A 25,035-nucleotide genomic window follows, 5' to 3' on the forward strand; every position below is an offset into this window, starting at 1 on the left:
TCCTGGCATGACGACGGAATCGATCATCCGCATGGAAGCGGTCAACAAGTGGTACGGTGAATTCCAGGTGTTGACCGGCATCGACCTGTCGGTGCGCCAGGGCGAGCGCATCGTGATCTGCGGGCCTTCGGGCTCGGGCAAGTCGACGCTCATCCGCTGCATCAACCGGCTCGAGACGGTGCAAAAAGGCCGCATCGTGGTCGACGGCATCGACCTCACCGCGGGCGGAAAGAACGTGGACGCGGTGCGTGCCGAAGTCGGCATGGTGTTCCAGCAGTTCAACCTGTTCCCGCACCTCACCATCCTGGAGAACTGCACGCTGGCGCCGATGCGCTCGCGCGGCATGACCAAGGCGCAGGCGGAAGAGGTGGCCATGAAGTACCTCACGCGCGTGCGCATTCCCGAGCAGGCGAAGAAGTACCCGAGCCAGCTCTCGGGCGGCCAGCAGCAACGCGTGGCCATTGCGCGCGCGCTGTGCATGTCGCCCAAGATCATGCTGTTCGACGAGCCCACCTCCGCGCTCGACCCCGAGATGGTCAAGGAAGTGCTCGACACCATGATCGGCCTGGCCGAAGACGGCATGACCATGCTGTGCGTGACGCACGAAATGGGCTTTGCCCGCAGCGTGGCCGATCGCGTGATCTTCATGGCCGACGGCAAGATCGTCGAGCAGGCGCCGCCGCAGGAGTTCTTCGGCAACCCCAAGGACGAGCGCACGCGCCAGTTCCTCGGGCAAATTCTCAGCTCGCACCAAGCCCACTGATGGCCTTCGAAGTCCTGATTTCTCTGTCGTCCTTCGGTGCGGCCGAGGTGGGGCGGCACGGCCAGCTCTGGTGCTCGCAACTCTCGCGCGCGGCCGGCGCCGATTCGGTGGAAGTGCGCGGCGAGATGCTGCGCGACGCCGAGGCCGAACTGCCTGCGCTCAACGGCCTGGCATCCGTGTACTCCAGCCCCGAGGGCCTGTGGGCCGAAGGCGGCTGGCTCGACAGCGCCGCGCTGCAACGCGGCATCGCCGCCGCCACGCGCGTGGGCGCGAAGCGGCTCAAGATGGCCATCGGCGATTTCCAGCCCTCGTCGCACGGCTCGCTCTGGGGCCTGAAGGTGGCGCTGGCCGAGACCCGCGTCGAGCTGCTCATCGAAAACGACCAGACCGTGCGCGCCGGCACGCTGGCCGCGCTGCAGACCTTCTTCGACGTGGCCGACCGCGCCGGCGTGCCGCTGGGCATGACCTTCGACATGGGCAACTGGCACTGGCTCGGCGAGTGCCCGCTGCAGGCCGCGCAGGCGCTCGGCCACCGCGTGCGCTACGTGCATTGCAAGGGCGCGCAGCGCCTGCCGCACAAGTGGGTGGCGGTGCCGCTGGGCGACTCGGTCGCGCCGTGGCGCGCGGTGCTGCGCGCACTGCCGGCCGATGTGCCCCACGCCATCGAATACCCTCTGGTGGGCGACGACCTGCTGGCCGTCACCCGCACGCAGATCGACTTCATCCGCGCCGCACGGGCGTAGGAACACACACATGACGCAACCCACCGCCTTCGACGTCGCGCTGTTCGGCGAAGCCATGCTGCTGCTCGTGGCCGACCGGCCCGGCCCGCTGGAAGACGCAGAGGCGTTCCACAAGCGCACCGCCGGTGCCGAGACCAACGTGGCCATCGGCCTGTCGCGCCTGGGCCTGAAGGTCGGCTGGGCCAGCCGCCTGGGCACCGACTCCATGGGCCGCGCACTGCTGGCCGCGATGCGCGCCGAAGGCATCGACTGCTCGCACGTGATCACCGACGCGACGCAGCGCACCGGCTTCCAGTTCAAGGGTCGCGTCACCGACGGCAGCGACCCGCCGATCGAATACCACCGCAAGGGCTCGGCCGCCAGCCACATGGGTCCGGCCGATGTCGACGAAGCCTGGCTGCGCTCGGCGCGCCACCTGCACGCCACCGGCGTGTTCGCCGCCATTTCCGAGACCAGCCTGCAGGCCGCGCTCAAGTCGATGGACGTGATGCGCGCGGCCGGCCGCACCATCTCGTTCGACACCAACCTGCGGCCCACGCTGTGGTCGTCCACCGAGACGATGCGCCACTGGGTGAACGAACTCGCCTCGCGCGCCGACTGGGTGCTGCCCGGCATCGAAGAGGGCCTGCTGCTCACCGGCCATGACAAGCCCGAAGACGTGGCAAAGTTCTACCGCGAGCGCGGCGCGAAGCTGGTCGTCGTCAAGCTCGGCGCGGCCGGCGCCTACTACGACAGCGACGTGGCCGGCACCGGCCATGTCGACGGCTTCCCGGTGAAGGAAGTGATCGACACCGTGGGCGCGGGCGACGGCTTTGCGGCCGGCGTGGTGAGCGCGTTGCTCGAAGGCCGCAGCGTCCCCGACGCGGTGCGCCGCGGCGCCTGGATCGGCGCGCGCGCCGTGCAGGTGCTCGGCGACACCGAAGGCCTGCCGACGCGGGCGCAACTCGAAGAAGCGGGACTGTGATGACCAAGAAGAATGTGCTGGTGTTCCGGGCGCTGCCCGAAGACCAGCTCGCGCGCCTGCAGGCGGTGCACCACGTCACCGTGGCCGATCCGCGCAAGGCGCCCGAGGCCTTTGCCGCTGCGCTTGCCACCGCGAACGGGCTGATCGGTTCGAGCTACAACGTCGACGCCGCGCTGCTCGATGCGGCGCCGCAGCTCGAAGTGATTTCGAGCGTGTCGGTCGGCGTCGACAACTACCCGCTGGCCGAACTGCACAAGCGCCACATCGTGCTGTGCCACACGCCCGACGTGCTCACCGAGACGGTGGCCGACACGGTGTTCGCGATCCTCATGGCCACGCAGCGCCGCGTGGTCGAGCTGTCGAACCTCGTGCGCGAAGGCCGCTGGACGAAGAACATCGGCGAGGAATTCTTCGGCACCGACGTGCATGGCAAGACGCTGGGCATCCTCGGCTTTGGCCGCATCGGCCAGGCCGTGGCGCGCCGTGCCGCGCTGGGCTTCGGCATGCCGGTGCTCTATCACTCGCGTCGCGCGGTCGACCTGGCCACGCAGGCGCCCGAGCTGCAGGGCCGCGCCACGCACACGCCGCTGGACGACCTGCTAGTGCGCGCCGACATCGTGCTCGCGATGCTGCCGCTGACCGACGCCACGCGCGGCATGATCGACGCCGCCTTCTTCGCGCGCATGAAGCCGGGCGCGTCGTTCCTCAACGGCGGCCGTGGCGCCACCGTGAACGAGGCCGCGCTGCTCGACGCGCTGGACCACGGCACCTTGCGCGCCGCCGGCCTCGACGTGTTCGCGAAGGAGCCGCTGCCGGCCGACTCGCCGCTGCGCACGCACCCGCGCGTCACGCCGCTGCCGCACATCGGCTCGGCCACGCACGAGACGCGCCACGCGATGGCCGAGCTGGCCACGACCAACCTGCTGCAGGTGCTGGCCGGCCAGAAACCCACGGCACCCTACGACACCGCCGCCGCCTGACATGAAGCCCACAGGCCGCGCCACCATCGCCGACGTTGCCGAAGCCGCGGGCGTCTCCAAGGCCACCGTCTCGCGCTTCCTGAACCACCGCGAGCGCCTGCTGAGCCCCGACATCGCCGCGCGCGTCGAGGCCGCCATCGCCAAGCTGGCGTACTCGCCCAGCCCGATGGCGCAGGCGCTGAGCCACGGCCGCTCGCGGCTCATCGGCCTGATCGTGGCCGACATCACCAACCCGTACTCGGTGGCCGTGCTGCGCGGCGCCGAGAAGGCCTGCCAGGATGCCGGCTACCTCGTGATGCTGTTCAACCTCGGCAACGAGAGCGAACGCGAGCGCGAGGCCATCAATGCGCTGGCGGGCTACCAGGTCGACGGCTTCATCCTCAACACGCTGGGGCGCGGCAGCAACGTGGTCGACGCGGTCACGCTGCACGGCAAGCCCGCCGTGCTGGTCGACCGCCGGCACACGGGCATGCACACCGATTTCGTCTCACTCGACAACCACGCCGCCATGCGCGACACCTGCGGCCACCTGGTCGAGGGCGGCTACCGCGAATTGCTGTACGTCACCGAGCCGCAGAAGGGCGTGAGCTCGCGGCGCGAGCGCACGGCCGCTTTCGGCGCCTGCGTGGCCGCGCACGAGCCGCGCGTGGCGGGCGAGGTCTTCGAATCGGTCGAGGGCGAGAACGATGCGCTCGACGAGGCCTTGCGCGCACTGCGCCAGCGCGCCAAACGGGGCCGCCGCGCGGCGGTGGTCGCGGGCAATGCCGTGGTCACGCTGCGCGTGGCGCAGGCCATGGCGCGGCTGGACTGGCGCTTCGGCACCGACCTGGGCTTCGTGGGCTTCGACGATCCCGAATGGGCCTCGCTCATCGGGCCGGGCCTGAGCACCGTGGCACAGCCGACCGACGAGATCGGCCGTGCCGCCGCCACCTGCCTCATCGAGCGCCTGCGCGGGCTCGACGCGGCGCCGCGTCAGCTGCTGCTGCCGGGCGAACTCATGGTGCGAGGCTCATCGACGGCACTGCCGTAGCGGATGCCGCGAAGGAGGCCGCCCCGCGCATCCAGCCGGCTGCGCGCTCCGCGATCATGATCGTCGGCGCGTTGGTGTTGCCGCCGATCAGTGTCGGCATCACCGAGGCATCGACCACGCGCAGGCCCGCGATGCCGTGCACGCGCAATTGCGGGTCGACCACCGCCATCGCATCCACGCCCATCTTGCAGGTGCCCACGGGGTGGTAGATGGTGTCGGCGCGCGCGCGGATGTGCTGCTCGAGCTGCGCGTCGGTGTGGGCGTCGGCGGTGTAGACCTCGCGGTGGCGGTATTTTTCGAGCGCGGGCGCGCGCATGATCTCGCGCGTCTTCTTCACGCCCTGCAGCAGCAGCGCCATGTCTTCCGGGTCGGCCAGGAAGCGCGGGTCGATGCGCGGCGCCGAGTCGGGGCTGGCGTCGTTCAGCCGCACGTCGCCCCGGCCCTTGGGGCGCAGCACGCACACATGGCACGAGAAGCCGAAGCCCGCGTGCAGCTTGCGCGCATGGTCGTCGGTGATCGCGATCACGAAGTGCAGCTGCAGGTCGGGCCGGCGCAGCTCGGGCGACGACTTGATGAAGGCGCCGCCTTCCGCGAAGGGCGTGGCGACCAGGCCCGTGCCGTCGCGGCGCCACTGGTTGATGGCCTTCAGCAGGTGCAGCCCGCCGACCGGGCCGATGCCGAACATGTCGGTCTGCTTGGACTTGTAGGCGACGATGAAGTCGCAGTGGTCCTGCAGGTTCTGCCCCACGCCGCGCAGCGCATGCCGCACTTCGATGCCGTGGCGCGCGAGCTCGTCGGGGTCGCCGATGCCCGAGAGCATCAGCAGCTGCGGCGAGTTGAAGGCGCCGCCGCACAGCGCCACCTCGCGGCGCGCGCGAATGGTTTCGACGTTGCCGCCGCGCCGCACCTCGACGCCCACCGCGCGCCGGTCTTCGAGCACCACGCGCAGGGCCTGCGTGCCGGTCATCACCGAGAGGTTGGGGCGCTGGTCCATCACCGGGTGCAGGTAGGCCGCGGCGGCCGAGCAGCGCTCGCCGTTCTTCGCGCCGCCGTGGAACTGCGTCACCTGGTAGAGCCCCGCGCCTTCCTGCTCGGGGCCGTTGAAGTCGTCGTTGCGCGCAATGCCGCACTCGGCGGCGGCGCGCACGAAGGCCTCGGTGATGGCTCGCGGGCTTTGCTGCTCCGACACCTGCAGCGGTCCGTCGGCACCGTGCAGCGCGCTCGCACCGCGCTGGTTGCCTTCGGCGCGCAGGAAGTGCGGCAGCACCTCGTCGAAGCTCCAGCCGGCGCAGCCTGCGCGCGCCCAGTCGTCGTAGTCCTCGCGGTGGCCGCGCACGTAGAGCATGGCGTTGATCGCACTGGAGCCGCCCAGGCAGCGCCCGCGCGGCTGGTAGCCGCGCCGCCCGTTCAGGCCGGGCTGCGGCACGGTCTGGTAGGCGTAGTTGTTGATGCGCGGACGGCCCGGCAGCATCGCCACCACGGCGGCCGGCGCCCGCACGAGGATGCCGCGGCCGTCGCCGCCGGCCTCGATGAGGCAGACCGTCACCGACGGGTCCTCGCTCAGGCGCGAGGCCAGCGTGGCGCCGCCCGAGCCGCCGCCCACGATCACGTAGTCGAATTCCGCCATGGCATCTGGTCCTTCTTGTCGTTGGATGTTGGGGTGCCCATGCGCCGATGCGCGCACCGGCATTGTGGCCAGCGACCCCGGGTTCGGGCCCCACGGGTTTCCCCTGCCGTGGACGCACCTTGGGGGCTTTACCGATGCTTCACCCCGCGGACAAATTGCAACGCGCCGCCCGTGGCCCAATGCGCCTTCGGAGCGGCCGACCCGCTGCCCGCCCTCAACGCTCTGCCCATGCACCTGCTTTCAGACGCGACGATATTCACCGAGGTCCGTTTCTGGGGGCTGGTGCTGTGCTCGCTGGTGCTGCCCGCCGCGATCTTCGTCACGCTGTTCGTGCGGCGCGAGTTCTCCAAGACCACCGTGCTGGCCTTCGGCCTGCTGCTGATCGCGCTGGCGGGCGCGGACATCTTCCTGCTGCGCGCGCTGGCGCGGCTGGCGCAGGCCACGCCCTCGCTGGCGGACGATCTCGTCTTCTCGTCGGAACTGTCGATCGCGCTGTACATCTTTCCGGCGGCGTTCGGCACCCTCGGGCTGAACATGGTGTCGCACGTGCTCATGCACTACCTGAAGCAGAAGGAAGCGCGGTTCGAGGCCCACCGGCAGGCACCGCCGTCGGCACTGCAAGGGCGCCGAGGGGCGCGCGTGCTGCGCCATCGTCGTGCAGCCGCGCGCGTGTCGCTGCGGCCGGGCTTGCGCACGTCCGCGGCGCGCCGTCCGCCTGCCGACCGCTGAGGGCGATACCCGGCGGGTTTCCTCCGGCACCCACGGGGAACCGTGGGGTTCGACGCCGGTTGCCGCCAGAATCGGAAGATGCCCGCCACCATCCTGTTGATCGACGACCACGCGATGTTTCGCGAAGGCCTGTTCCTCGCGCTGCGCGAAGCCGAGCCGACGATGACCGTCGCCACGGCCCGCAACGGCGCCGAAGCGCTCGAGGCGCTCGCCACCTTGCCCCGGCTCGACGCGGTGATGACCGACTACTACCTGCCCGACCTCGGCGGCGCGGCGCTGCTGGCCGAGCTGCACCGGCGGCGCGGCGGCCTGCGCATCCTGGTGCTGTCGGCCTCCGAAGACCCGCAGGACATCGACACCGCGCTCGACGCCGGCGCGCAAGGCTTCGTGCACAAGTCGGCCGACAGCCAGCAGCTCATGGACGCGCTGCGCCGCGTCATGGCGGGCGAGCAGAACGTGGTGCAGGCCTCGCCGGCGGGCGGTGCGTCGCTGCCCGTGCTGTCGACGCCCACCGACGTGCTGAGCACGCTCACGGCGCGGCAGGCCGAGGTGCTGCAGCTGCTGTGCGAAGGGCTGCGCAACGCCGAGATCGCGCTGCGCCTGGCCACCAGCGAGAAGACGATCAAGGCGCACATCTCGGCGATCTTCGGCGCGCTCGGCGTGACCAGCCGCACGCAAGCCGTGATCGCGGCGCGGCGCGCGGGGATGCTCGGTCGCCCGCGCTAAGGCCAACGCATCAGCGCGGCTGCTGCTGCGTCGTGCAGTGGATGCCGCCGCCGCCCGCGGCAATGGCGTCGATGTCGAGCTGCACCACCTCGCGCTTGGGGAAGAGCTCGCGCAGCAGCGCACGCGCGTTGCCGTCGGCGCGCGCGTCGCCGAACTGCGGCGCAATGACGGCGCCGTTGCAGACGTAGAAGTTGATGTAGCCCGCCGCGAACTCGTCCGACTCGTAGGTGCTGCGCACCGATTCCGGGCCGCGCAGCACTTCCACGCGCAGGCGCTGGCCGCGTGCATCGGTGGCCTGGCGCAGGATCTCCAGGTGGCGCCGGGTCACGGCGTGGTCGTAGGAGTCGGGGTCGTCGTCCAGGCCCGCGACCACCACGCCCGGCGCGGCAAAGCGCGCATAGAAATCGGTGTGGCCATCGGTGATGTCACGGCCCGCGATGCCGGGCAGCCAGATGATCTTGCGCAGGCCCAGCAGGCGCTTGAGTTCGGCCTCGCAGGCCTCCTTGCGCAGGCCGGGGTTGCGGTTGGCATTGAGCACGCAGCTTTCGGTGATGATCGCCGTGCCCGCACCGTCGACCTCGATGCCGCCGCCTTCGAGCACGAGCCGCGTGCGCAGGCGCTGCACCTCGGCGGCGTCGGTCACGTACTCGGCCACTTCGGCGTCGCGCGCATGCGACTGCTTGTTGCCCCAGCCGTTGAAGTTGAAGTCGACGCCGGCCCATTCGCCCGCGCCGTTGCGCACGAACACGGGGCCGGTGTCACGCATCCAGAGGTCGTCCACCGGCTGCACCTCGAGCGTCACGCGGTTGCCGCACAGCCGCGCGGCCAGGTCGTGCTCCTGCTCGCGCACCAGCAGGTGCACGGGTTCGAAGGCGGCGATGGTGCGGGCGATCTGCGCCAGGTGCTCGCGCGCCGGCTTCAGCAGGCGCCGCCCCCAGACGCGTTCGCTGGGGCCGAAGGACATCCAGGTGGCGCGGTGCGCGTCGCCCTCGTCGGGCATGTGCCAGGTGTCGGGTGCTGCGGCGGTGGCCGTGGCGACCAGGCCCAACGAGGCCAGGGGCGCCAGGCCCATGCCGTGCAGCAGGCGGCGGCGGGTCAGGGGAAGGTGCATGTCGGTCTCCGGAATCAGGGGCGGGGGCGCGGCATCACGCCGGTTCCTGTTGCGTCGTGCAGTGGATGCCGCCGCCGCCCGCGGCGATGGCGTCGATGTCCAGCTGCACGATCTGATGGCTGGGCAGGTGCGCGGCCAGCGCCGCGCGGGCTGCGCTGTCGGCCACGGCGTCGCCGAACTCGGGCATGAACACCGCCTTGTCGGTGAGGAAGAAGTTGACGTAGCCAGCCGCGAACTCCTTGCGCGCAAAGGTGGGGCGCACCTGGCTCGGCGTCTTCAGCGTGACGATCTGCAGGGGGCGCCCGCGCGCGTCGGTGGCGCCGGTCAGCAGTTCCAGGTGGCGGTGCGTCACGGCGTGGTCGTACGATTTCGGGTCGGTGTCCAGCGCCGCCACGACCACGCCGGGCTTGAGAAAGCGCGCATAGAAGTCGGTATGGCCGTCGGTGATGTCGCGGCCCGCGATGCCCGGCAGCCAGATGATCTTGTCCAGCCCCAGCATGCGCTTGAGCTCGGCCTCCGCGTCGGCCTTGCTGACGCCCGGGTTGCGGTTCTTGTTGAGCACGCAGCTCTCCGTGATGATCGCCGTGCCCTGGCCGTCGACCTCGATGCCGCCGCCTTCCATCACGAGGCTGCTGCGCAGCAGCGGCACGCCCGTGAGTTCGGCCATGCGCGCGGCCACCGTGGCGTCGCGTGCATGGGCCTGCTGGTTGCCCCAGCCGTTGAAGTTGAAGCTCACGGCGGCGCGCTCGCCACGGGCGTTGCGCACGAAGACGCAGCCGGTGTCGCGCATCCAGAGGTCGTCGATGGCGTGTTCGATCAGGTGCACGTTGGAGCCGCACAGTTGGCGGGCCGTGGAAGCATCCGCGGGGTTCACCAGCATCTTGACCGGTTCGTAGACGCTGATGGCATTGGCGATGCGCGCCAGCGCCTGGAACACCGGCTGGCGCATCTCGGCGGTCCAGATGGATTCGCGCGCGGCGAAGGCCATCCACACGGCGCGGTGGGCGTCGCCTTCGTCGGGCATGCGCCAGCCGGACGCGGGCGCCGGGGCGGGAGACGGCGAAGGGGCGGGCATGGGCACGGGGAAGGGCGGCAGCATGCCGCTGCCCCCACCACCGCCGCCGCCGCCACAGGCGGTCACGAGTCCACCGAAAAGGCCCAGGCCGCCCAGGCCCAGGAGAGTGCGTCGCGTTGTCATTGGAATCAGGGTTATTACTAAGTTCTAGGAAGCCCCGGATTCTGTCGACGCCTATCTATCTACACAATTGATGTCTTTTCAACCGATTGATCGATCTGGCTCATATCGAGGGCGTCTTCCTGCGCAAACAGCCGCAGGCTGTCGAACACCTCCCGCACCAGCGGCAGGCGTGAGGGGCCTTCGGCGCACGCGATCCAGAGGGTGCCCAGCGGCAGACTCGGGCTGTCCGGCAACCGCCGCAATTGCCCGGTGCGCAAGGCGTCGTCGGCCAGCAGCCGCGACACCAGCGCGATGCCCCGGCCGCGCAGCGCCGCGTCGAGCACCAGGCGCGGGTCGTCGTAGATCGCGGCCTTGCGCAGGCCGCCGAAATGCGCGCGGATGAAGGGGCCGATGCGGTCGCTCGTGAGGTCTTCTTCGAGGCACAGCAGGCCCTGGTTGGCGTCTTCGTTCTGAGCGGGCGGGCCGACGGCCACGAGTTCGTCGGTGAGCAGCGGCACTTCGAAGACGCCCTCTTGCCGCAGCGGCGCGCGGGTGATGGCGATGTCCACGTCGAGTTCATCGATGAAGCGCGCGCTCTCGTCGACCGAGATGATCGGGCACAGGTCGGGGTGCGCCTGCAGCAGCCGGTCGACCCGCGGCTGCAGCCAGCCGGTGGCCACGGGCGCGGGACACACCAGCGTGACGAGCCGGTCGTCCATGTAGGTCTCGATGCGGGCCAGCCCGTTGCGGATGTGCTCGAGCGACTTGCCCACGCTGTCCAGCAGCAGGCTGCCCGCCACCGTCAGCTCCACGCCGCGCCCCTTGCGCCGGAACAGCGGCTGGCCGACCTGCTGCTCCAGCTGCGAGATCTGGTGGCTCACGGCGGACTGCGAGACGAACAGCTCTTCCGCCGCGCGCGAATAGTTGCCCAGGCGCGCCGCCGCCTCGAAGCCGATGAGGAACTTGAAAGAGGGCAGCCGGGTGTTGGACATATGAGTGAAGTCGATGAATTCAGCCAAGAAATGTCGCTTTTTCATCGAAGGAATTCAAGTCAGAGTGGGCGTCCCTGCAATTTCTTCTGAAGGACCCTTTGATTTCCAACGATTTCGACGCTCGCCGCGCCGGCCTGCGCATGCCCGCCGAATGGGAGCCGATGGCCGCCACCTGGCTGGGCTGGCCGGTGCTCGACCACCGCGAAACCTTGTGGGGCGCGCACTACGACGCGGTCTGCCGCGCGTTCGGCCTGCTGGCGCGTACCATCGCGCGCTACCAGCGCTGCATCGTGGCCGCGCACGCACCGCTGGCCGATGCGGCCCGCACGGTCTGCGGCCCGCAGGTGCGCGTGGTGCCCATCGCGGCCGAAGACAACTGGCTGCGTGACTGCGGCCCGATCTTCCTCGTCGACGAGCACCACGTCAGCCAAACCGCGGTGGGCTTCCGCTTCAACGCATGGGGCGAGAAGTACCACCCGCACGACGGCTGCCAGCGCGCCGCCGCGGACATCGCCGCGTTGGCCGGCGTGCCGCTGGTGCGTTCGGACATGGTGCTCGAAGGCGGCGCCTTCTACGTGGACGGGCAGGGCACGCTGCTCACCACCGAGAGCTGCCTGCTGCACCCGAACCGCAACCCGGGCCTGCGCAAGACGGAGATCGAGGCCGAACTGCGGCGCATGCTGGGCGTGCAGAAAATCGTCTGGCTGCCGGGCCATGCGGCCGAGGTGGAGACCGACGGCCACATCGACGGCATTGCGTCGTTCATGGCGCCGGCCCGCATTCTTTTCAATGCGGCCGACCCCGACCAGGGCGACTACTTTCGCGCGATGCAGGAGAACCGCCGCGCGCTCGAACTGGCGACCGACGCGTGCGGCCGTCGCTTCGAGATCCTCGAGCTGCCCGTGCCGCGCGACGCGCACAACTACGGCAGCGCGCGCTTCTGCGACCTCTATTCGAACTACATCCTCGTCAACGGCGCGGTGATCTCGACCGCCTTCGGCGTGCCGCGCGATGCGCAGGCGCGCGAGGTGTTCGCGCGTGCGTTCCCGGGCCGTCGCGTCGAGCTGCTGCCCATCGATGCGATCTCGCTGGGCGGTGGCGCCGTGCACTGTTCGACACAGCAGCAGCCGATGCAGGGGAATCGCCTGGCCGCGCGCGGCTTCTAGGGCGCGATCAGCTGCGACACCGTCGCCTGCAGCTGCGCCGGGTCCACTGGCTTGTGCAGCATCTGCCAGCCGCGGGCCGCCACGTCGCTCAGGCGGCGCGGATCGGTGTCGCCGCTCACGATCAGCGCGGGAATCGCGTCGTCGTTGTATTCCTCGTGCAGGCGGTCGACCACGTCGATGCCGGTCTCGCCCGCGCGCAGGCGGTAGTCGCTGACGATGAGCGCCGGCTTGCCGGGCTGGCGCGCGGCGAGTGCCAGCAGTTCGTCGCCGCCTTCGGCCGCGATCACGCGCAGGCCCCAGCTTTCGAGCAGCAGCTGCAGGCCCAGGCGGCTTTCGCCGTCGTCCTCGGCCACGAGCACGAGGCGGCCGGTGTCGGCCGGCAGCGGCGCAGGCGGCGCCTCGGGCGCGGGCAGCGCCTGGCGCGCCAGCGGCACCGTCACCGAGAACACCGTGCCCCGGCCGACGCGCGAGCGCAGCGCCAGCGGATGGCCCAGCAGCGCGGCCGTGCGGCGCACGATGGCCAGGCCCAGGCCCAGCCCCTTGGTGCGGTCGCGCTCGGGGTTGCCGAGCTGGTGGAACTCCCAGAACACCTGCTCCTGCTCGGTGGGCGGAATGCCGGGGCCGGTGTCCCACACCTCGATGCGCAGCGCGTCGGCGCCCGCGCGGCGACAGCCGATGAGCACGCCGCCGCGCACCGTGTAGCGGATCGCGTTCTCCACCAGGTTGCGCAGCACGCGGTCGAGCAGCGCGGGGTCGGAGTGCACCACCGCATCGCCCGCGCGCAAGCGCAGCGACAGCGTCTTGCCCGCCGCCTGCGGCGCGAACTCCAGCTGGATCTGGTCGAGCAGGCGCGCCAGCGCAAACGGCCGCGCCTTCACACGCACCACGCCCGCGTCGAGCCGCGAGATGTTGAGCAGGCCTTCGAACAGCAGCCCCATCGCCGCGGCGGCGCGGCCGATGCTGTCGACCAGGTGCCGGCTCGCCGCCGGCAGCGCCTGCCCGCGCAGCACGCCCACGAACAGGCTCAGCGCATGCACCGGCTGGCGCAGGTCGTGGCTGGCCGCGGCAAGGAAGCGCGACTTGGCGAGGTCGCTGCGCTCGGCCGCGTCTTTCTCCAGGCGCAGCTGGCGCAGCAGGTAGAGGTTTTCGAAACGCAGCTCGAGCGAGTCGACCTGCGTGCGGTACATGCGCTGCGCGAAGGCCAGCGTGACGAACAGGTAGAGCACGCCGGCCGCCGACATCACGCGCAGCAGCACGTCGTCGAGCGTGGCCATCGCGAGGATCGCGGGCGCGAAGTACGTCACCTGGAAACCGTAGAGCAGCCCCAGGTCGATGCAGTAGGCGTAGATCGCGCCCGTGCCCATGGTGAGCATCGCCACCACGATGAACATCTGCTGCGGCAGCGACACCTGCAGCATCCACCCCGCCAGCGGCAGCCCCCACAACAACCCGCCGAGCACCGCGCCCCCCATCGCGCCGCGCCGCCAACGCCGCAGCGCGCCCGGGTCGTGCTCGGCCTGCCGGTAGCGTGCGACCTGCCAGGCGCGCGCTGCCGTCAGCACCGCGTTGGCGCCCACCCAGGCCAGCAGCTGCTCTTGCGGCACCGCGCCCCACAGCGCCGCGACCACCAGCCCCGCCGTGAGCATCACGCCGAGCAGCGAGAACGGAAAGTTGCGTCGCAAGGCAGCCATGCGCGCGGCAAAGACGGGGTCGGCGGGCGTCGTGGGTGGGGTGGCGCTCATCGGTGTGTGGACGGTGGGGGAGGTGGGATCGCCGAAGGTGGCGATCCCAAGGTAACGCGTGGCGTGGGGGGCGTCATGGGACTTTAGTCCAATGCCTGGGTTTGCCTGAGGCCACGGGGGGCGGCATGGCATCATCGTGCGCCGCTTCCCACCACCCACCCATGTCCGCCGATTCCTTCGTCCGCCGCGTTCGCAGCCAGCTCGACCAGTTGTCCGCAACCGAACGCCAGCTTGCCGATTTCGTCCTGGAGTTTCCCGGCGAGCTGGCCAGCTATGCGGGCAACGAACTGGCGGAACTGGCGGGCGTGTCGCCCTCCACGGTGAGCCGCTTCATCCGGCGCATCGGCTACGAGAACTACGAAGAGGCGCGGCGCCAGGTGCGCGAAGAAAAGCAGACCGGCTCGCCGCTGTTCCAGAACGCCACCGAAGCCTCCAAGCGCGGCCACCTCGTGGCCACGCACTTCCAGCAGTCGCAGGCCAATCTGGCGAGCACCTTCGAGCGCCTGAGCGACAAGCAGATGGCCGAGATCGTGAAGGCGATCATCGGTGCGGGGCAGGTGCTGATCTTCGGCACGCGCAGCAGCCACGCGTTCGCGCTGTACCTGCGCTGGCAGATCATCCAGGTGGTGCCGCGCGTCACCGCCATTCCGGGCCCCGGCGAGACGCTGGCCGAGCACCTGGCGGGGCTGGGCGAGCGCGACTGCGTGATCGTGTTCGGCACGCGCCGCCAGACCCGCCAGCTCGACACGCTGCTGGCGGGCGCGCAGCGCGTTGGCGCGAAGATCGTCTACATCAGCGACCGCGCCTCGCCCGATTTCGCGGGCGCCACGTGGTCGCTGCAATGCGACTGCCGCGGCCCGGGGCTGCTCGACAACCATGCGGCCGTGATGGGCGTGTGCGACCTGATCGCCACGATGGTGATCGAGGCCGCCGGCTCGGCCGGGCGCAAGCGGCTGGCGGCGATCGAGCTGGGGCACGAGGAAAACGGCGAGCTCTGAAGGAGCACTCGGCCCCCGCGCCGTTTACTTCACCGCTTCGCTGCGCGGCAACTGCGCCTTCAGCAACAGCGCCATCTCCTTTTTGCGCGCCGGCGGCAGCCGCGGCGTGATCGCGCCGAAGCTGATCGCGGCCAACGTGGTGGCCGACGCCGCGAAGGTGCGCCCCACGCCCGACACCCCTTCGGTGAGCGTGTCCACGATGTCCGCATGGCCCGCCGCGCGCGTGCGCTTCACGGCCTGCTTCATGCGCTCGCGGGTGAAGCCGGCCTGCGCGTACTCGGCGGTGTGGCGCTCGAGGATGCGGTCGATCTCGGTATCGGTGAGCGCGGCCATCAGCGCCAGCCCGCCCGCGCCCAGGCCCAGCAGGCGGCGCCCGCCGACGTCGGTGGTGAACACCTTCACCGGAAAGTGCCCTTCCTCGCGGTGCAGGCACACGCAGTAGTCGCCCTGGCGGATCACGAGGAACACGGTGTCGCCCGACATGCGCGCGAGCTTTTGCATGAGCGCGCGGCAGGAGTCCACCAGCGGCACGCGGCGCATCGAGGCGAAGCCCAGCTGCATGGCGTCGATGCCCAGGCGGTAGGCCTTGCCGTCGGGGTCGCGCTCGGCGAACTGCTCCTCGGCCAGGCACGACAGCAGGCGGTGCACGGTGGAGCGCTCCAGCCCCGAGGCGGCGATCACCTCGGTGAGCTTGATGCCTTCCTCGTGGTGCTCGGCCAGCAGGCGCAGCAGCTGCAAAGCGCGCCGTAGGCTCTGGGCGCCGGCGGTCTCTCTGGGTTCGTCCATATAGTGGGAAAAATTGGAATTAGTGTTTGGAATGCAGGAATTTCGAAGTCTAAACTGCCCCCGCCCCAGACACAGACCCGGAGACACACGATGGCGTACGACACCCTCGAAATCGAACACCACGGCGCCGTGCGCCGCATCCTGCTGGCACGCGACGCCCAGCGCAACGCCCAGAGCCAGCAGATGCTGGACGAGCTCATGGCCGCCTTCGACGACGCCGCGCGCGACGACACGGTGAACGCCGTGGTGCTCGGCGGCAAGGGCGCGCACTTCTCGGCCGGCCACGACCTCAAGCAGGCGCAGGCCGAGCGCGCCAACTTCACCGTGGAAGAGCGCTGGGCCTACGAAGAGCTGCGCTACTTCGACTACTCGATGCGCATCTGGGACTTTCCCAAGCCCACCATCGCGCAGGTGCAGGGCGCCTGCGTGGCGGGCGGCTTCATGATCGCCAACATGTGCGACCTGGTGGTCGCGGGCGAGTCGGCCTTCTTCAGCGACCCCGTGGGCCACACGCTGGGCGCGGCGGCCACCGAGGTGCTGATCCACCCCTGGGTGATGGGCGCGCGCAAGGCCAAGGAAATGCTCTACACCGGCGGCAAGCTGTCGGCGCAGGAGGCGCATGCCATCGGCATGGTGAACCGCGTCGTGCCCGATGCCGAGCTGGCCGACGCCGCGCTGGCGCTCGCGCAGCAGATCGCCAAGGCGCCGCCGTTCGGGCTGCGCCTGATCAAGCGCTCGATCAACCGCACGCTCGACGCGCAGGGCCTGCGCACCGCGCTGGCCGCGCACTTCGACACGCACCAGCTCTCGCACCTGAGCGAGGGCTTTCTCACGGCCCGCGACCGCGGCCTGGCCTCGGCCATCCAGAAGAACCCCGCCTCCGCCTGAACGATGATGACCTTGCACCGTCTCGAACCCCTGCTGAACCCGGCATCGATCGCCGTGGTCGGCGCCAGCGGCAATGCCGCGCGCATCGGCGGCATGCCGCTCGCGCACCTCACGACATTCGGCTACCAGGGCGCGATCTACCCGATCAACCCGAAGTACGAAGAAGTCTTCGGCCTGCGCTGCTGGCCCGATCTCGAAGCGCTGCCCGCCGCGCCCGACCTGGTGGTGCTGGCACTGGCCGCGGCCGAGGTCACGCCGATGCTCAAGCGCTGCCAGGCGCGCGGCGTGCGCGCGGTCATCGTGTATGCCGCGGGCTTTGCCGAAGCCGGTGACGCGGGCGCCGCGTTGCAGGCCGAGCTGGAAGCCTTCGTGGCCACCACCGACATGGTGGTGGCGGGCCCGAACGCGATGGGTTTCGCCAACCTGAACACGCAGGCCCACACCAACTTCGCGTCGGTGTTCAACACCGCGCCGATGCAGCAGGGGCCGGGCCGCGTGAGCCTGCTCACGCAAAGCGGCAATGTGTGCGCCGCGGTGTACGCCATTGCGCGCCGGCTGGGCGTGGACTTCAGCCACTTCATCAACACCGGCAACGAGGCCTGCGTGGACTTCGCACAGTACCTCGAGTACCTGGCACAGGACGATGCCACCGAAGTGGGCATCGGCTACATCGAGGAGCTGCGCGACGGCCCGCGTTTCATGGAGGCCGCGGCCGAGTTCGTGCGGCGCGACAAGCTGCTCATCCTCTACAAGGCCGGCGAGACCGAGAAGGGCTCCGAGGCCGTGCGCTCGCACACCTCGGCGCTGGCGGGCGACCAGCAGATCTACCAGGCGGCGTTTCGCCAGCTCAACATCATCCAGAGCCACGACTTCGCGCAGATGGCGCAGCTCGCGCACCTGGCCGGCTACCGGCAGCGCAGCGCGGGCAAGCGCGTGGCGATCATCACCATCTCGGGTGCGCTGGGCGCGATCCTGGCCGACAAGTTCATCGGGCAGGGGCTCGACGTGCCCACGCTGCCGCAGCCGCTGCAGGACCAGCTGCGTGCCGGCATTCCCGACTACGGCATGGTCTCCAACCCGGTCGACGTGACGGGCAACGTGGTGAACGACCCCGGCTTCGTGCGCACCGCGATGGAAGCGCTGGCGGTGTCTGACGCCATCGACGCCATCGTGGTCTACGCGCCGGGCTACATGCTCGACCGCATGGCCGACGACCTGTGCGCCGTGGCCGAAAAACACCCGCGCCTGATCGTCGCCATCGACACCGGCGCAGCGAAGACGCGCGAGCAGTTGCGCGCGGGCGGCGTGCCGGTGTTCGAGGACATCGGCGTGGCCGTGTCGGCGCTGTCGCCCTTCCTGCTGTGGCAGGAGCGGCGCAAGCACAACCCCTGGCTGCAGGTGCGCAGCCAGCCCGCGCCCGCGCGCGCCGCATTGGCGGGCCGCGCCGACGAGCACACCACCAAGCGCTACCTCGCGGAGTTCGGCGTGCAGCCGGTCGACGAGGCCGTGGCGCGCACAGCGGACGAAGCCGCGGCCGTGGCCGGGCGGCTGGGCTTCCCGGTCGTGCTGAAGGTGCTCAGTGCCGACATCGCGCACAAGACCGAAGCAGGCGGCGTGCGCCTGCGCCTGGGCAATGCGCAAGAGGTGCGCAAGGCCTTCGACGAAGTGATGGCCTCGGCGCGCGCCTACGCGCCCACGGCGCAGATCGACGGCGCGCTGCTGCAGAAGATGGAAGCGGGGCAGGCCGAGCTCATCCTCGGCGCCACGCGCGACCCGGTGTTCGGCATGACGCTGACCGTGGGCCTGGGCGGCGTGCTCACCGAGCTGTACAAGGACGTGAGCCACCGCGTGCTGCCGGTCGACGAAGCCATGGCGCGCGACATGCTGGGCGAGCTCAAGGCCTTTCCGCTGCTCACGGGCTACCGCGGCCGGCCGCTGGGCGACGTCGAGGCCGCGTGCCGCGCCATCGCCGGATTTTCACGCGCCGTGCTGGCGCTGCAGGAACAGGCAGACGAGGTCGAAGTCAACCCGCTGCTCGTGAAGGAACAGGGCCAGGGCGTGCGCGCGCTCGACGCGCTGGTCCTGGCTTCGTAAGACACAACCACAACCATCGACAGAGACAGGAGACATCCCATGTTCAAGAAAGCACTGGCCTGCATGGCCCTGGCCGCCGCCGCTCTGGCGGGCGGCCCCGCCGCGGCGCAGACCTACCCGACCAAGCCCGTCACGCTCGTCGTGCCGTTCTCGCCCGGCGGCGCGGCCGACATCATGTCGCGCCTGCTCGCCGAGCGGCTGCACAAGCGCCTGGGCCAGCCCGTGCTGGTGGAGAACAAGCACGGCGCCGGCACCATGATCGCGTCGGAGTACGTGGCCAAGGCCGCGCCCGACGGCCACACGCTGCTGCTCGCGGCCTCGTCGCTGGGCATCGCGCCCAGCCTGTACAGCAAGGTCAACTACGACCCGGTGAAGGACTTCGCGCCGGTCTCGCAGGTGGCCTCGGTGGTGCACGTGCTGGTGGTGCATCCGAGCATTCCGGCCAAGAACGTGGGCGAACTCGTGAGCTGGCTCAAGGCCAACCCCAACAAGGCCAACTACGGCTCGGTGGGCGCGGGCACGTCCACGCACCTGGAGGCCGAGCTCTTCAACAGCGTGGCCGGCGTGAAGATGCAGCACATCCCCTACAAGGGCAGCGCGCCCGCGCTCACCGACATGATCGGCGGCCAGCTGCAGGTGATGTTCGACGCATACGCGTCTTCGGGCCCCTTCATCAAGGACGGCAAGGTGCGCCTCTTGGCCGTGACCACGGCGCAGCGTTCGCAGTCGCTGCCCGACACGCCCACCGTCGCCGAGTCGGGCCTGCCCGGCTACGAAGCCATGCCGTGGCTGGGCGTGGTCGCGCCGGCGAAGACGCCTGCAGCGGTCGTGAACAAGCTGCACGACGAACTGCAGGAAGTGCTCAAGGAACCCGAGGTGAAGGACAAGTTCCGCAGCCTGGGCCTGGACATCATCGGCAACAAGCCCGAGGAGTTCGCGGCCTTCCTGCGCAAGGACATCGTCAAGTGGGCCAAGGTCATCAAGGACTCGGGCGCGAAAGCTGACTAACCCCCAGGCTTCGCGCACTGCGTGTCGCTTCGCCAACCCCCTTGCAGGGGGCGACACCAGCGGCCCGGCAAAGCCGGTTCCGCGGCGTCTCGCGACTGAGTTGCGCCGGTTTCATGCCGCGCGGACGACGCACGGCAACGCGCAAAGCTGCACGAATACATACGACGACATAGAGAAAGCAGACAAGCATGCAAGTGGGTTACTCGGCGCAAGACGAAGCCTTCCGCCTCACGTTGCGCGACTGGTTCGAGACGCACTATCCGCGCTTCGTCGCGGCCTGGCCCGGCGGCGCGCCCGACGCCAACGAGCTGACCTGGCGCCGCGCCTGGGAAGACCACGTGTGCCAGGCCGGCTGGTCGGGCCTGGGCTGGCCCGAGGCCCATGGGGGCAAGGCCTGGCCGCTCACGCGGCAGGCCATCTTCCACGAGGAGCAGGCCCGCATCGGCGCGCCGCTGGGCGTGAACATCATCGGCCACGGCATCCTGGCGCCCACGCTGATCCACTTCGCGAGCGAGGCGCAGAAGGCCCGCTACTTGCCGGGCATCCTGAGCAACCGAGAGCTCTGGTGCCAGGGCTATTCCGAGCCTGGCGCGGGCTCCGACCTTGCGGCGCTGTCCACGCGCGCCGAGCGGCGCGGCGACCACTACGTGCTCAACGGCCACAAGGTGTGGACCTCGTTCGCACACATTGCCGACCACTGCTTCGTGCTCGCGCGCACCGACGCCGCGGCCGCGCGCCACCAGGGCATCAGCTTCCTGCTGGTCGACATGAAGAGCCCCGGCGTGCGCGTGGAACCCATCCGCCAGATCACGGGCGAGTCGGACTTCAACGAGGTCTTCTTCGAGGACGTGAAGGTGCCGCTCGATGCGCTCGTCGGCGAGGAGAACGGCGGCTGGCGGCTGGCCATGGCCGCCGCGAGCTTCGAGCGCGGCACCTACTTCATTCCGCGCCAGGTGCGCTTCACGCAGGAGCTGGGCGCGCTCACGCGGCTGGCGGCCAGCGTGCAAAGGGGCGGACGCCCCGCGCTCGATTGCCCGCACCTGCGGCGCGACCTCGCGCGGCTGGCGGTCGACAGCCATGTGCTCAAGCTCAAGTCTTACCGCGCGCTCACGCACGCGATGCGCGGCGGGCCACCGGGCCCCGAAGGTTCGTCGACCAAGCTGCACTGGAGCGAGTCGCATCAGAAGCTGCTCGCCACGGCCATGGAAGTGCTGGGCGAGCGCGCGCTGGCCGGCCCCGAGCCCACGGGCGCCGACCCGCAGGCCGCGGCCTGGGTGCGCGACTTCCTGTGGACGCGCGCCGAAACCATCCTGGCGGGCACCTCCGAAGTGCAGCGCAACATCCTGGCCGAGCAGATGCTGGGCCTGCCCAAGAACTGATTGAAGACGACGACACGACGACCGCCATGGATTTCGCATTGAACGACGAGCAGCAGATGCTGCACGCGTCGGCCCACCGCTTCTTCGCCGACCACCACCCGCTCGTGCGCGCACGGCGCGCCTTGCCCTGGACCGATGCCACGCAGCCGTCGCTGTGGGCCGACATGGCCGGCATGGGCTGGATGGCGCTGCTGGTGCCCGAGGCGCACGACGGTTTGGGGCTCGGCATGAGCGAGGCCTGCATCGTGGCCGAGGCCGCAGGCCAGCAGTTGTTGAACCTGCCGCTGGCCGGCAGCGCCGTGCTGCTGCCGTTGTGGCTGCAGGCGTGTGGTGAGGCGCCGCCCAATGCGTTGCGCGAGGGGGTGCGCGCGGCGATGGCGGGCGAGCGCGCCTTCCATTGCATCGCCGACGGTGATGGCTGGATCGACCACGCAGGGCAGGCGTCGGACCTCGTGGTGGTGCAGGGCTGGCATGACGACACCGTGCCGCTGCGCGTGGCGCTGCAGCCGATGCCCGAGGGCGCGGTGTCCGATGCGCTCGATCCCACGTTGCGACAAGCACCGACGACTCTCGCGCCGTCACTCGCGTGGGAGACGCTGCCCATCGCGCCCGAAGCGCGTGCCCGCGTGCGCGCCGCCCACCGCGCCGCGCTGTCGGCGGAACTCGTCGGCGTCGCGCAGGCCGCACTCGACCTCGCCAGCGCCTACGCCCGCGAGCGCGTGCAGTTCGGCAAGCCCATCGGCAGCTACCAAGCCATCAAGCACCAGCTCGCCAACGCCTGGATGGGCGTGGACAACGCGCGCCTGGCCGTGCGCTACGCCGCCGCCGCGCTCGACGGCGGCCTGCCTGACTGGCGTTTTGCCTGCGCCGCCGCCGAGTTCACGGCCATCGATGGCGCGCAGCAGGCCACGCGCACAGCCATCCAGGTGCATGGCGGCATGGGCTTCACCTGGGAGCACGACGCGCACCTGTACCTGAAGCGCGCGCAACACCTGGCGACGCGCCTGGGCGGTGCGTCGCGCGCGCTGGACCAGGTCGAGGCGCTGGCCCTGGCCTGAGCGGCGTCAGGCCTGCGGCGCGGCAGCGTCCGCGCGCAGGCCATCGATCAGCAGCGACAGGCTCGCCCGGAACTCGGTCTCCGCATCGCTGGCCGTCGCGGCGGTGGCGATTTCGATCAGGTGCGGGAACCGGTCCGGCGGCAGCGCCTGGAAGCGCGCGATGGTCTCGTCGGGCGATTCGTCGGCCTGCAGCGTGAGCGGCCCGGCCAGCTCCGCCTGCGCGGCGCCCATGATGAGCGCGGACACCGCGCGAAAACCCACGAGCAGGCGCGCGCCGCTGCGGCCGCTGTGGGCCAGCGTGCGCAGCAGGGCTTCGGTCACTTCGAACACCGCGGGCGAGCGGCTGCGCTTCGTGAGGATCAGGGGAATCACATGGGGATGGTCGCGGATCACGCGCCACAGCGCGATCGCGATGTCCTCCAGCGCTTCGTGCCAGGGCAGGCGGTCGTCGGTCTCCCAGCGCACCTTGCCCAGCACCGCCTCGACCACCAGCATCTCCAGCTCCTCGCGCTGCGAGACGTAGTTGTAGAGCGTCATCGCGCCGGTTTCCAGCCGGCTCGCGAGCGCGCGCATGGTCAGGCCGGAGAGGCCGTCCGCATCGACCAGCGCCAGCGCGGCCTGCTGGAGCTGTTCACGGGTGAATTTGGCGGGACGTCCCACGCTTGACTCCGTTCTCGAAAGGGTTGTAAAGTAATAAACGTACAGTGTACTTAAAATGGGAAGACGCTTTCCAGCCACCCGGCCCGGCGTCTTCGCAACCCTTCCTGAAGGATCATCGATGAAGTTCTCGCCCGGCGATGTGGTGCCCGCCACGGCCCTGGAAACGATCCACGGAAAGCCCTTGCAGCTGCCGGACGCCGGTTCGCGCTGGGTTCACCTGCAGTTTCGCCGCTTCGCGGGCTGCCCGGTCTGCAACTTCCATCTGATGACCTTTGCCCGAAGGCAGGGCGAGCTGGCGGCGGCGGGCATCCGCGAGGTCGTGCTCTTTCACTCGTCCGCGCAGGAGATGCGCAAGTACCAGGCGCAGCTGCCGTTCGACTGCGTGGCCGATCCCGCCAAGGCGCACTACCGGCGCTTCGGCGTGGAAACCTCGCGGTTGGCGTTCCTGCATCCGCGCGTCTTCTGGAGCGGCCTGCGCTGGGTGCTCGCGACGGGCCGCTTCTACAAGCGGGCGGAGAACGGCATCACGGGTTTGCCGGCCGACGTGCTCATCGACGCGCGGGGCACCGTGGTCGCCGTCAAGTACGGCGGGCACGCGGACGACCATTGGGAGGTCGACGAACTGCTGGCGCTGGCCGGCGCCGCGAGTTCCTAGACAGCGGCGCACGCCCACGGTGCGCGAGCGCACGCTGCAGGTGCGCTCGGGCGCCACTTTCCAGCCAGACCCCGGAGAACCCGTTTTCCAGGCCTGAAAAACACCCGGCATGAAGCTTGCAAACGCTCGCAATTGAATGAAATTTGAATTTCAACTATTCAAAGTAGGTGAAATCCATATGCCATTCAGGCGCGATGCCGCCTACGATGCGATCCGCGACACCGGGCTGCACCGCGCAAGCAAGCACTTCATTCCTTCTCAAGGGGTTTTTCCATGGCTGGACCTGCACTCTCCTCCGGGCCCGACTCGCCCCGAGTCGCGGAGCTCGATCGCGCGCTCGACACCATCGGCGTCACGCGCTCGCACCACACGATCATCTTCCTGATCCTCATCGGTTGCCTGTTCGATGCCTTCGAACAGAACGCGGTGGGCATCGTCGGTCCGATGCTGCGCGAGCAGTGGGGGCTGAGCGCCTCCGACATCGGCTTCCTGAACACCGTCACCTTTGCCTGCGCGGCCATCGGACGGATCATTTCGGGCTTCATCGCCGACCGCTACGGCCGGCGCGTGATGCTGTCGATCGACCTGCTGCTGTTCACGCTCGGCGCGGGCATCTGCGCGATGGCACCCAACTTCACGGTGATGGCGCTGGGCCGCGCGGTGGTGGGCTTCGGGCTGGGCGGCGAGATTGCCATTGCCGTGACCATGCTGGCCGAGTTCTGCTCGACCAAGTTCCGCGGCACGGCCGTGGGCATGGTGAACGTGGGCGCCGGCGGGCTCGGCAACTTCCTCGCACCGGGCTTTGGCCTGCTGGTGTTCTGGATGTTCCCGGGCGACAACGCCTGGCGCTGGCTGTTCGCCTGCCTCATGGTGCCGGCGCTGCTCGGCGCTTTCTACCGCCGCTACATCCCCGAGACGCCGCGCTTCCTGCTGTCGCAGGGCCGCGTGAAAGAAACGAATGCCGTGCTGTCGCGCCTCGCCTCGGGACGGCTGTCAGGCAAGCCGGCGGCGCCGCACCCCTACATCACCGACGACGGCACGCTCGCGCAGGCCGTCCGGCCGAAGGTGCGTGTGACCGAGATCTTCCGCGGCGCGCTGGCGCGGCGCACGGTGCCGCTGTGCATCACGATCTGGATGACCTACGGTGCGCAGATCTCGGTGCTCACGCTGATGCCGACCATCCTCGTGACACTGGGCTACAGCATGTCCAAGAGCCTGCTGTTCACGATGGTGATGCAGGGCGGCAGCCTGCTGGGCGCCATCGCGGCCTCGCTGCTGGGCTTTCACTTTCCACGCAAGCGCGTGCTGACGGCCGGCGCCGTGTGCGCCTGCCTCGCGGCACTGACCATCGGCTTCGTGGCCAAGAGCATCGTCGTGATCCTCATTGCGGGCGCGGTGTTCCAGTTCTTCGTGCTGCTGCTGAACACCACCATCTGGATCTTCGCGCCCGAGCTGTACCCGACGCGCGTGCGCGCCTTCGGCACGGCCTTCATCCTCGCCACGGGCACGGCGGCCGGCGCGCTGATGCCGCTGGTGGCGGGCCGCCTGTTCGACAGCTTCGGGCTGGTCGGCGTGTTCGGCCTGGCTGCCGCGATGTACGCGGTGTTCGTGGCCAGCGTGCAGTGCGTGCCCGAGACCTACGGCCAGTCGCCCGATGCGCTGCCGCTGCCCGGCGAAGCCGAGGCCGAAGACCGCGCACCGGGCGCGACGCTGGCCCGCTCGAACTGAACCGCGCACCGAACGATCTCCAAAGAAAGCG

23 protein-coding genes are annotated in these 25,035 nt (G+C 69.9%); 16 read left to right on the forward strand and 7 right to left on the reverse strand.

The features are described from left to right. The first annotated feature begins 7 nt into the window (after positions 1–7). From AC1RAA_RS00290 to AC1RAA_RS00310, 5 genes are read left to right on the forward strand one after another with little or no spacing between them, the layout of a single operon-like run. On the forward strand, positions 8–763 hold the full coding sequence (locus AC1RAA_RS00290) for an amino acid ABC transporter ATP-binding protein (RefSeq protein WP_056583293.1): 756 nt from the start codon (positions 8–10) through the stop codon (positions 761–763). Then, positions 763–1,506 (forward strand): sugar phosphate isomerase/epimerase family protein, encoded by a 744-nt coding sequence (locus tag AC1RAA_RS00295; protein ID WP_492725816.1) that lies wholly within the window; start codon positions 763–765, stop codon positions 1,504–1,506. The genes AC1RAA_RS00290 and AC1RAA_RS00295 overlap by 1 nt, the downstream gene beginning before the upstream one ends. Before the next feature lie 10 nt (positions 1,507–1,516). Further along, positions 1,517–2,470, forward strand: a complete 954-nt coding sequence (locus AC1RAA_RS00300) for a sugar kinase (protein ID WP_062474731.1) — start codon at positions 1,517–1,519, stop codon at positions 2,468–2,470. After that, positions 2,470–3,450: a 2-hydroxyacid dehydrogenase gene (locus AC1RAA_RS00305; protein ID WP_492725819.1), complete on the forward strand. Its 981-nt coding sequence runs from the start codon at positions 2,470–2,472 to the stop codon at positions 3,448–3,450. The genes AC1RAA_RS00300 and AC1RAA_RS00305 overlap by 1 nt, the downstream gene beginning before the upstream one ends. A gap of 1 nt (position 3,451) precedes the next feature. Continuing rightward, entirely contained in the window at positions 3,452–4,480 is a 1,029-nt protein-coding gene (locus tag AC1RAA_RS00310; protein ID WP_492725821.1) for a LacI family DNA-binding transcriptional regulator, read from the forward strand. Here the strand turns inward: AC1RAA_RS00310 and AC1RAA_RS00315 are convergent. Next, positions 4,446–6,107 (reverse strand): GMC family oxidoreductase, encoded by a 1,662-nt coding sequence (locus AC1RAA_RS00315; protein WP_492725823.1) that lies wholly within the window; start codon positions 6,105–6,107, stop codon positions 4,446–4,448. The two genes, AC1RAA_RS00310 and AC1RAA_RS00315, sit on opposite strands and share 35 nt — an antisense overlap. Positions 6,108–6,335: 228 nt before the next feature. Between AC1RAA_RS00315 and AC1RAA_RS00320 the strand changes: the two genes are divergently transcribed. Both AC1RAA_RS00320 and AC1RAA_RS00325 read left to right on the forward strand, forming a co-directional pair. After that, positions 6,336–6,836: a hypothetical protein gene (locus AC1RAA_RS00320; RefSeq protein ID WP_492725825.1), complete on the forward strand. Its 501-nt coding sequence runs from the start codon at positions 6,336–6,338 to the stop codon at positions 6,834–6,836. Positions 6,837–6,914: 78 nt separating this feature from the next. Continuing rightward, positions 6,915–7,562 (forward strand): response regulator transcription factor, encoded by a 648-nt coding sequence (locus AC1RAA_RS00325; protein WP_139703137.1) that lies wholly within the window; start codon positions 6,915–6,917, stop codon positions 7,560–7,562. A gap of 10 nt (positions 7,563–7,572) precedes the next feature. Here the strand turns inward: AC1RAA_RS00325 and AC1RAA_RS00330 are convergent, their stop codons facing one another. From AC1RAA_RS00330 to AC1RAA_RS00340, 3 genes are read right to left on the reverse strand one after another with little or no spacing between them, the layout of a single operon-like run. Beyond that, positions 7,573–8,673 (reverse strand): agmatine deiminase family protein, encoded by a 1,101-nt coding sequence (locus AC1RAA_RS00330; RefSeq protein WP_492725827.1) that lies wholly within the window; start codon positions 8,671–8,673, stop codon positions 7,573–7,575. Positions 8,674–8,707: 34 nt separating this feature from the next. Then, a complete protein-coding gene (locus AC1RAA_RS00335) occupies positions 8,708–9,871 on the reverse strand; it encodes an agmatine deiminase family protein (protein WP_492725828.1) in 1,164 nt (387 codons plus the stop codon). Positions 9,872–9,930: 59 nt separating this feature from the next. Further along, complete coding sequence (locus AC1RAA_RS00340; RefSeq protein WP_492725830.1) at positions 9,931–10,842, reverse strand: LysR family transcriptional regulator; 912 nt, start codon at positions 10,840–10,842, stop codon at positions 9,931–9,933. 98 nt (positions 10,843–10,940) lie between these two features. Here AC1RAA_RS00340 and AC1RAA_RS00345 point away from each other — a divergent pair, with 98 nt between their 5' ends. Then, positions 10,941–12,008, forward strand: coding sequence for an agmatine deiminase family protein (locus tag AC1RAA_RS00345; RefSeq protein ID WP_492725831.1), 1,068 nt, complete (start codon positions 10,941–10,943; stop codon positions 12,006–12,008). Here AC1RAA_RS00345 and AC1RAA_RS00350 read toward each other — a convergent pair. Next, the gene (locus tag AC1RAA_RS00350; RefSeq protein ID WP_492725833.1) at positions 12,005–13,750 is read right to left on the reverse strand and encodes an ATP-binding response regulator; all 1,746 of its coding nucleotides are present in this window, start codon (positions 13,748–13,750) and stop codon (positions 12,005–12,007) included. The genes AC1RAA_RS00345 and AC1RAA_RS00350 overlap by 4 nt on opposite strands. Positions 13,751–13,911: 161 nt before the next feature. Here AC1RAA_RS00350 and AC1RAA_RS00355 point away from each other — a divergent pair, with 161 nt between their 5' ends. Next, positions 13,912–14,748, forward strand: a complete 837-nt coding sequence (locus tag AC1RAA_RS00355; RefSeq protein WP_062480494.1) for a MurR/RpiR family transcriptional regulator — start codon at positions 13,912–13,914, stop codon at positions 14,746–14,748. A 24-nt stretch (positions 14,749–14,772) separates the two neighbouring features. Here AC1RAA_RS00355 and AC1RAA_RS00360 read toward each other — a convergent pair whose 3' ends face one another. Further along, positions 14,773–15,534, reverse strand: a complete 762-nt coding sequence (locus AC1RAA_RS00360; RefSeq protein ID WP_492725834.1) for an IclR family transcriptional regulator — start codon at positions 15,532–15,534, stop codon at positions 14,773–14,775. 90 nt (positions 15,535–15,624) lie between these two features. Here AC1RAA_RS00360 and AC1RAA_RS00365 point away from each other — a divergent pair, with 90 nt between their 5' ends. The 5 genes from AC1RAA_RS00365 (at position 15,625) to AC1RAA_RS00385 (ending at position 21,961) form a co-directional block, all read left to right on the forward strand. After that, positions 15,625–16,422 carry an enoyl-CoA hydratase gene (locus AC1RAA_RS00365; protein ID WP_070059491.1) on the forward strand — a complete coding sequence of 266 codons (798 nt, stop codon included), beginning with the start codon at positions 15,625–15,627 and terminating at the stop codon, positions 16,420–16,422. A gap of 6 nt (positions 16,423–16,428) precedes the next feature. Then, positions 16,429–18,516 carry an acetate--CoA ligase family protein gene (locus AC1RAA_RS00370; RefSeq protein ID WP_492725836.1) on the forward strand — a complete coding sequence of 696 codons (2,088 nt, stop codon included), beginning with the start codon at positions 16,429–16,431 and terminating at the stop codon, positions 18,514–18,516. 39 nt (positions 18,517–18,555) lie between these two features. Next, positions 18,556–19,524, forward strand: coding sequence for a tripartite tricarboxylate transporter substrate binding protein (locus AC1RAA_RS00375; protein WP_492725838.1), 969 nt, complete (start codon positions 18,556–18,558; stop codon positions 19,522–19,524). Between the two features lie 188 nt (positions 19,525–19,712). After that, on the forward strand, positions 19,713–20,903 hold the full coding sequence (locus tag AC1RAA_RS00380) for an acyl-CoA dehydrogenase family protein (RefSeq protein ID WP_492725840.1): 1,191 nt from the start codon (positions 19,713–19,715) through the stop codon (positions 20,901–20,903). 26 nt (positions 20,904–20,929) lie between these two features. Then, positions 20,930–21,961, forward strand: a complete 1,032-nt coding sequence (locus AC1RAA_RS00385; RefSeq protein ID WP_492725842.1) for an acyl-CoA dehydrogenase family protein — start codon at positions 20,930–20,932, stop codon at positions 21,959–21,961. Positions 21,962–21,967: 6 nt separating this feature from the next. Here AC1RAA_RS00385 and AC1RAA_RS00390 read toward each other — a convergent pair whose 3' ends face one another. Beyond that, positions 21,968–22,621: a TetR/AcrR family transcriptional regulator gene (locus tag AC1RAA_RS00390; protein ID WP_492725844.1), complete on the reverse strand. Its 654-nt coding sequence runs from the start codon at positions 22,619–22,621 to the stop codon at positions 21,968–21,970. A 118-nt stretch (positions 22,622–22,739) separates the two neighbouring features. Here AC1RAA_RS00390 and AC1RAA_RS00395 point away from each other — a divergent pair, with 118 nt between their 5' ends. Together AC1RAA_RS00395 and AC1RAA_RS00400 are read left to right on the forward strand one after the other, a co-directional pair. Then, positions 22,740–23,276: a peroxiredoxin-like family protein gene (locus tag AC1RAA_RS00395; protein ID WP_492725845.1), complete on the forward strand. Its 537-nt coding sequence runs from the start codon at positions 22,740–22,742 to the stop codon at positions 23,274–23,276. A gap of 273 nt (positions 23,277–23,549) precedes the next feature. Next, complete coding sequence (locus tag AC1RAA_RS00400; protein WP_492725847.1) at positions 23,550–25,004, forward strand: MFS transporter; 1,455 nt, start codon at positions 23,550–23,552, stop codon at positions 25,002–25,004. Positions 25,005–25,035: the final 31 nt, after the last annotated feature.

It is taken from the genome of Variovorax sp. GW823-FHT04F07, from assembly GCF_058795995.1.

Bases quoted from the DNA above. Each gene is read 5' to 3' on its own strand.
- AC1RAA_RS00385 (WP_492725842.1), top strand. From the start codon at position 20,930: ATGGATTTCGCATTGAACGACGAGCAGCAGATGCTGCACGCGTCGGCC.
- AC1RAA_RS00355 (WP_062480494.1), top strand. From the start codon at position 13,912: ATGTCCGCCGATTCCTTCGTCCGCCGCGTTCGCAGCCAGCTCGACCAG.
- AC1RAA_RS00290 (WP_056583293.1), top strand. From the start codon at position 8: ATGACGACGGAATCGATCATCCGCATGGAAGCGGTCAACAAGTGGTAC.
- AC1RAA_RS00295 (WP_492725816.1), top strand. From the start codon at position 763: ATGGCCTTCGAAGTCCTGATTTCTCTGTCGTCCTTCGGTGCGGCCGAG.
- AC1RAA_RS00310 (WP_492725821.1), top strand. From the start codon at position 3,452: ATGAAGCCCACAGGCCGCGCCACCATCGCCGACGTTGCCGAAGCCGCG.
- AC1RAA_RS00395 (WP_492725845.1), top strand. From the start codon at position 22,740: ATGAAGTTCTCGCCCGGCGATGTGGTGCCCGCCACGGCCCTGGAAACG.
- AC1RAA_RS00300 (WP_062474731.1), top strand. From the start codon at position 1,517: ATGACGCAACCCACCGCCTTCGACGTCGCGCTGTTCGGCGAAGCCATG.
- AC1RAA_RS00360 (WP_492725834.1), bottom strand. From the start codon at position 15,534: ATGGACGAACCCAGAGAGACCGCCGGCGCCCAGAGCCTACGGCGCGCT.
- AC1RAA_RS00340 (WP_492725830.1), bottom strand. From the start codon at position 10,842: ATGTCCAACACCCGGCTGCCCTCTTTCAAGTTCCTCATCGGCTTCGAG.
- AC1RAA_RS00325 (WP_139703137.1), top strand. From the start codon at position 6,915: ATGCCCGCCACCATCCTGTTGATCGACGACCACGCGATGTTTCGCGAA.
- AC1RAA_RS00370 (WP_492725836.1), top strand. From the start codon at position 16,429: ATGACCTTGCACCGTCTCGAACCCCTGCTGAACCCGGCATCGATCGCC.
- AC1RAA_RS00380 (WP_492725840.1), top strand. From the start codon at position 19,713: ATGCAAGTGGGTTACTCGGCGCAAGACGAAGCCTTCCGCCTCACGTTG.
- AC1RAA_RS00365 (WP_070059491.1), top strand. From the start codon at position 15,625: ATGGCGTACGACACCCTCGAAATCGAACACCACGGCGCCGTGCGCCGC.
- AC1RAA_RS00335 (WP_492725828.1), bottom strand. From the start codon at position 9,871: ATGACAACGCGACGCACTCTCCTGGGCCTGGGCGGCCTGGGCCTTTTC.
- AC1RAA_RS00320 (WP_492725825.1), top strand. From the start codon at position 6,336: ATGCACCTGCTTTCAGACGCGACGATATTCACCGAGGTCCGTTTCTGG.
- AC1RAA_RS00350 (WP_492725833.1), bottom strand. From the start codon at position 13,750: ATGAGCGCCACCCCACCCACGACGCCCGCCGACCCCGTCTTTGCCGCG.
- AC1RAA_RS00305 (WP_492725819.1), top strand. From the start codon at position 2,470: ATGACCAAGAAGAATGTGCTGGTGTTCCGGGCGCTGCCCGAAGACCAG.
- AC1RAA_RS00400 (WP_492725847.1), top strand. From the start codon at position 23,550: ATGGCTGGACCTGCACTCTCCTCCGGGCCCGACTCGCCCCGAGTCGCG.
- AC1RAA_RS00375 (WP_492725838.1), top strand. From the start codon at position 18,556: ATGTTCAAGAAAGCACTGGCCTGCATGGCCCTGGCCGCCGCCGCTCTG.
- AC1RAA_RS00330 (WP_492725827.1), bottom strand. From the start codon at position 8,673: ATGCACCTTCCCCTGACCCGCCGCCGCCTGCTGCACGGCATGGGCCTG.
- AC1RAA_RS00315 (WP_492725823.1), bottom strand. From the start codon at position 6,107: ATGGCGGAATTCGACTACGTGATCGTGGGCGGCGGCTCGGGCGGCGCC.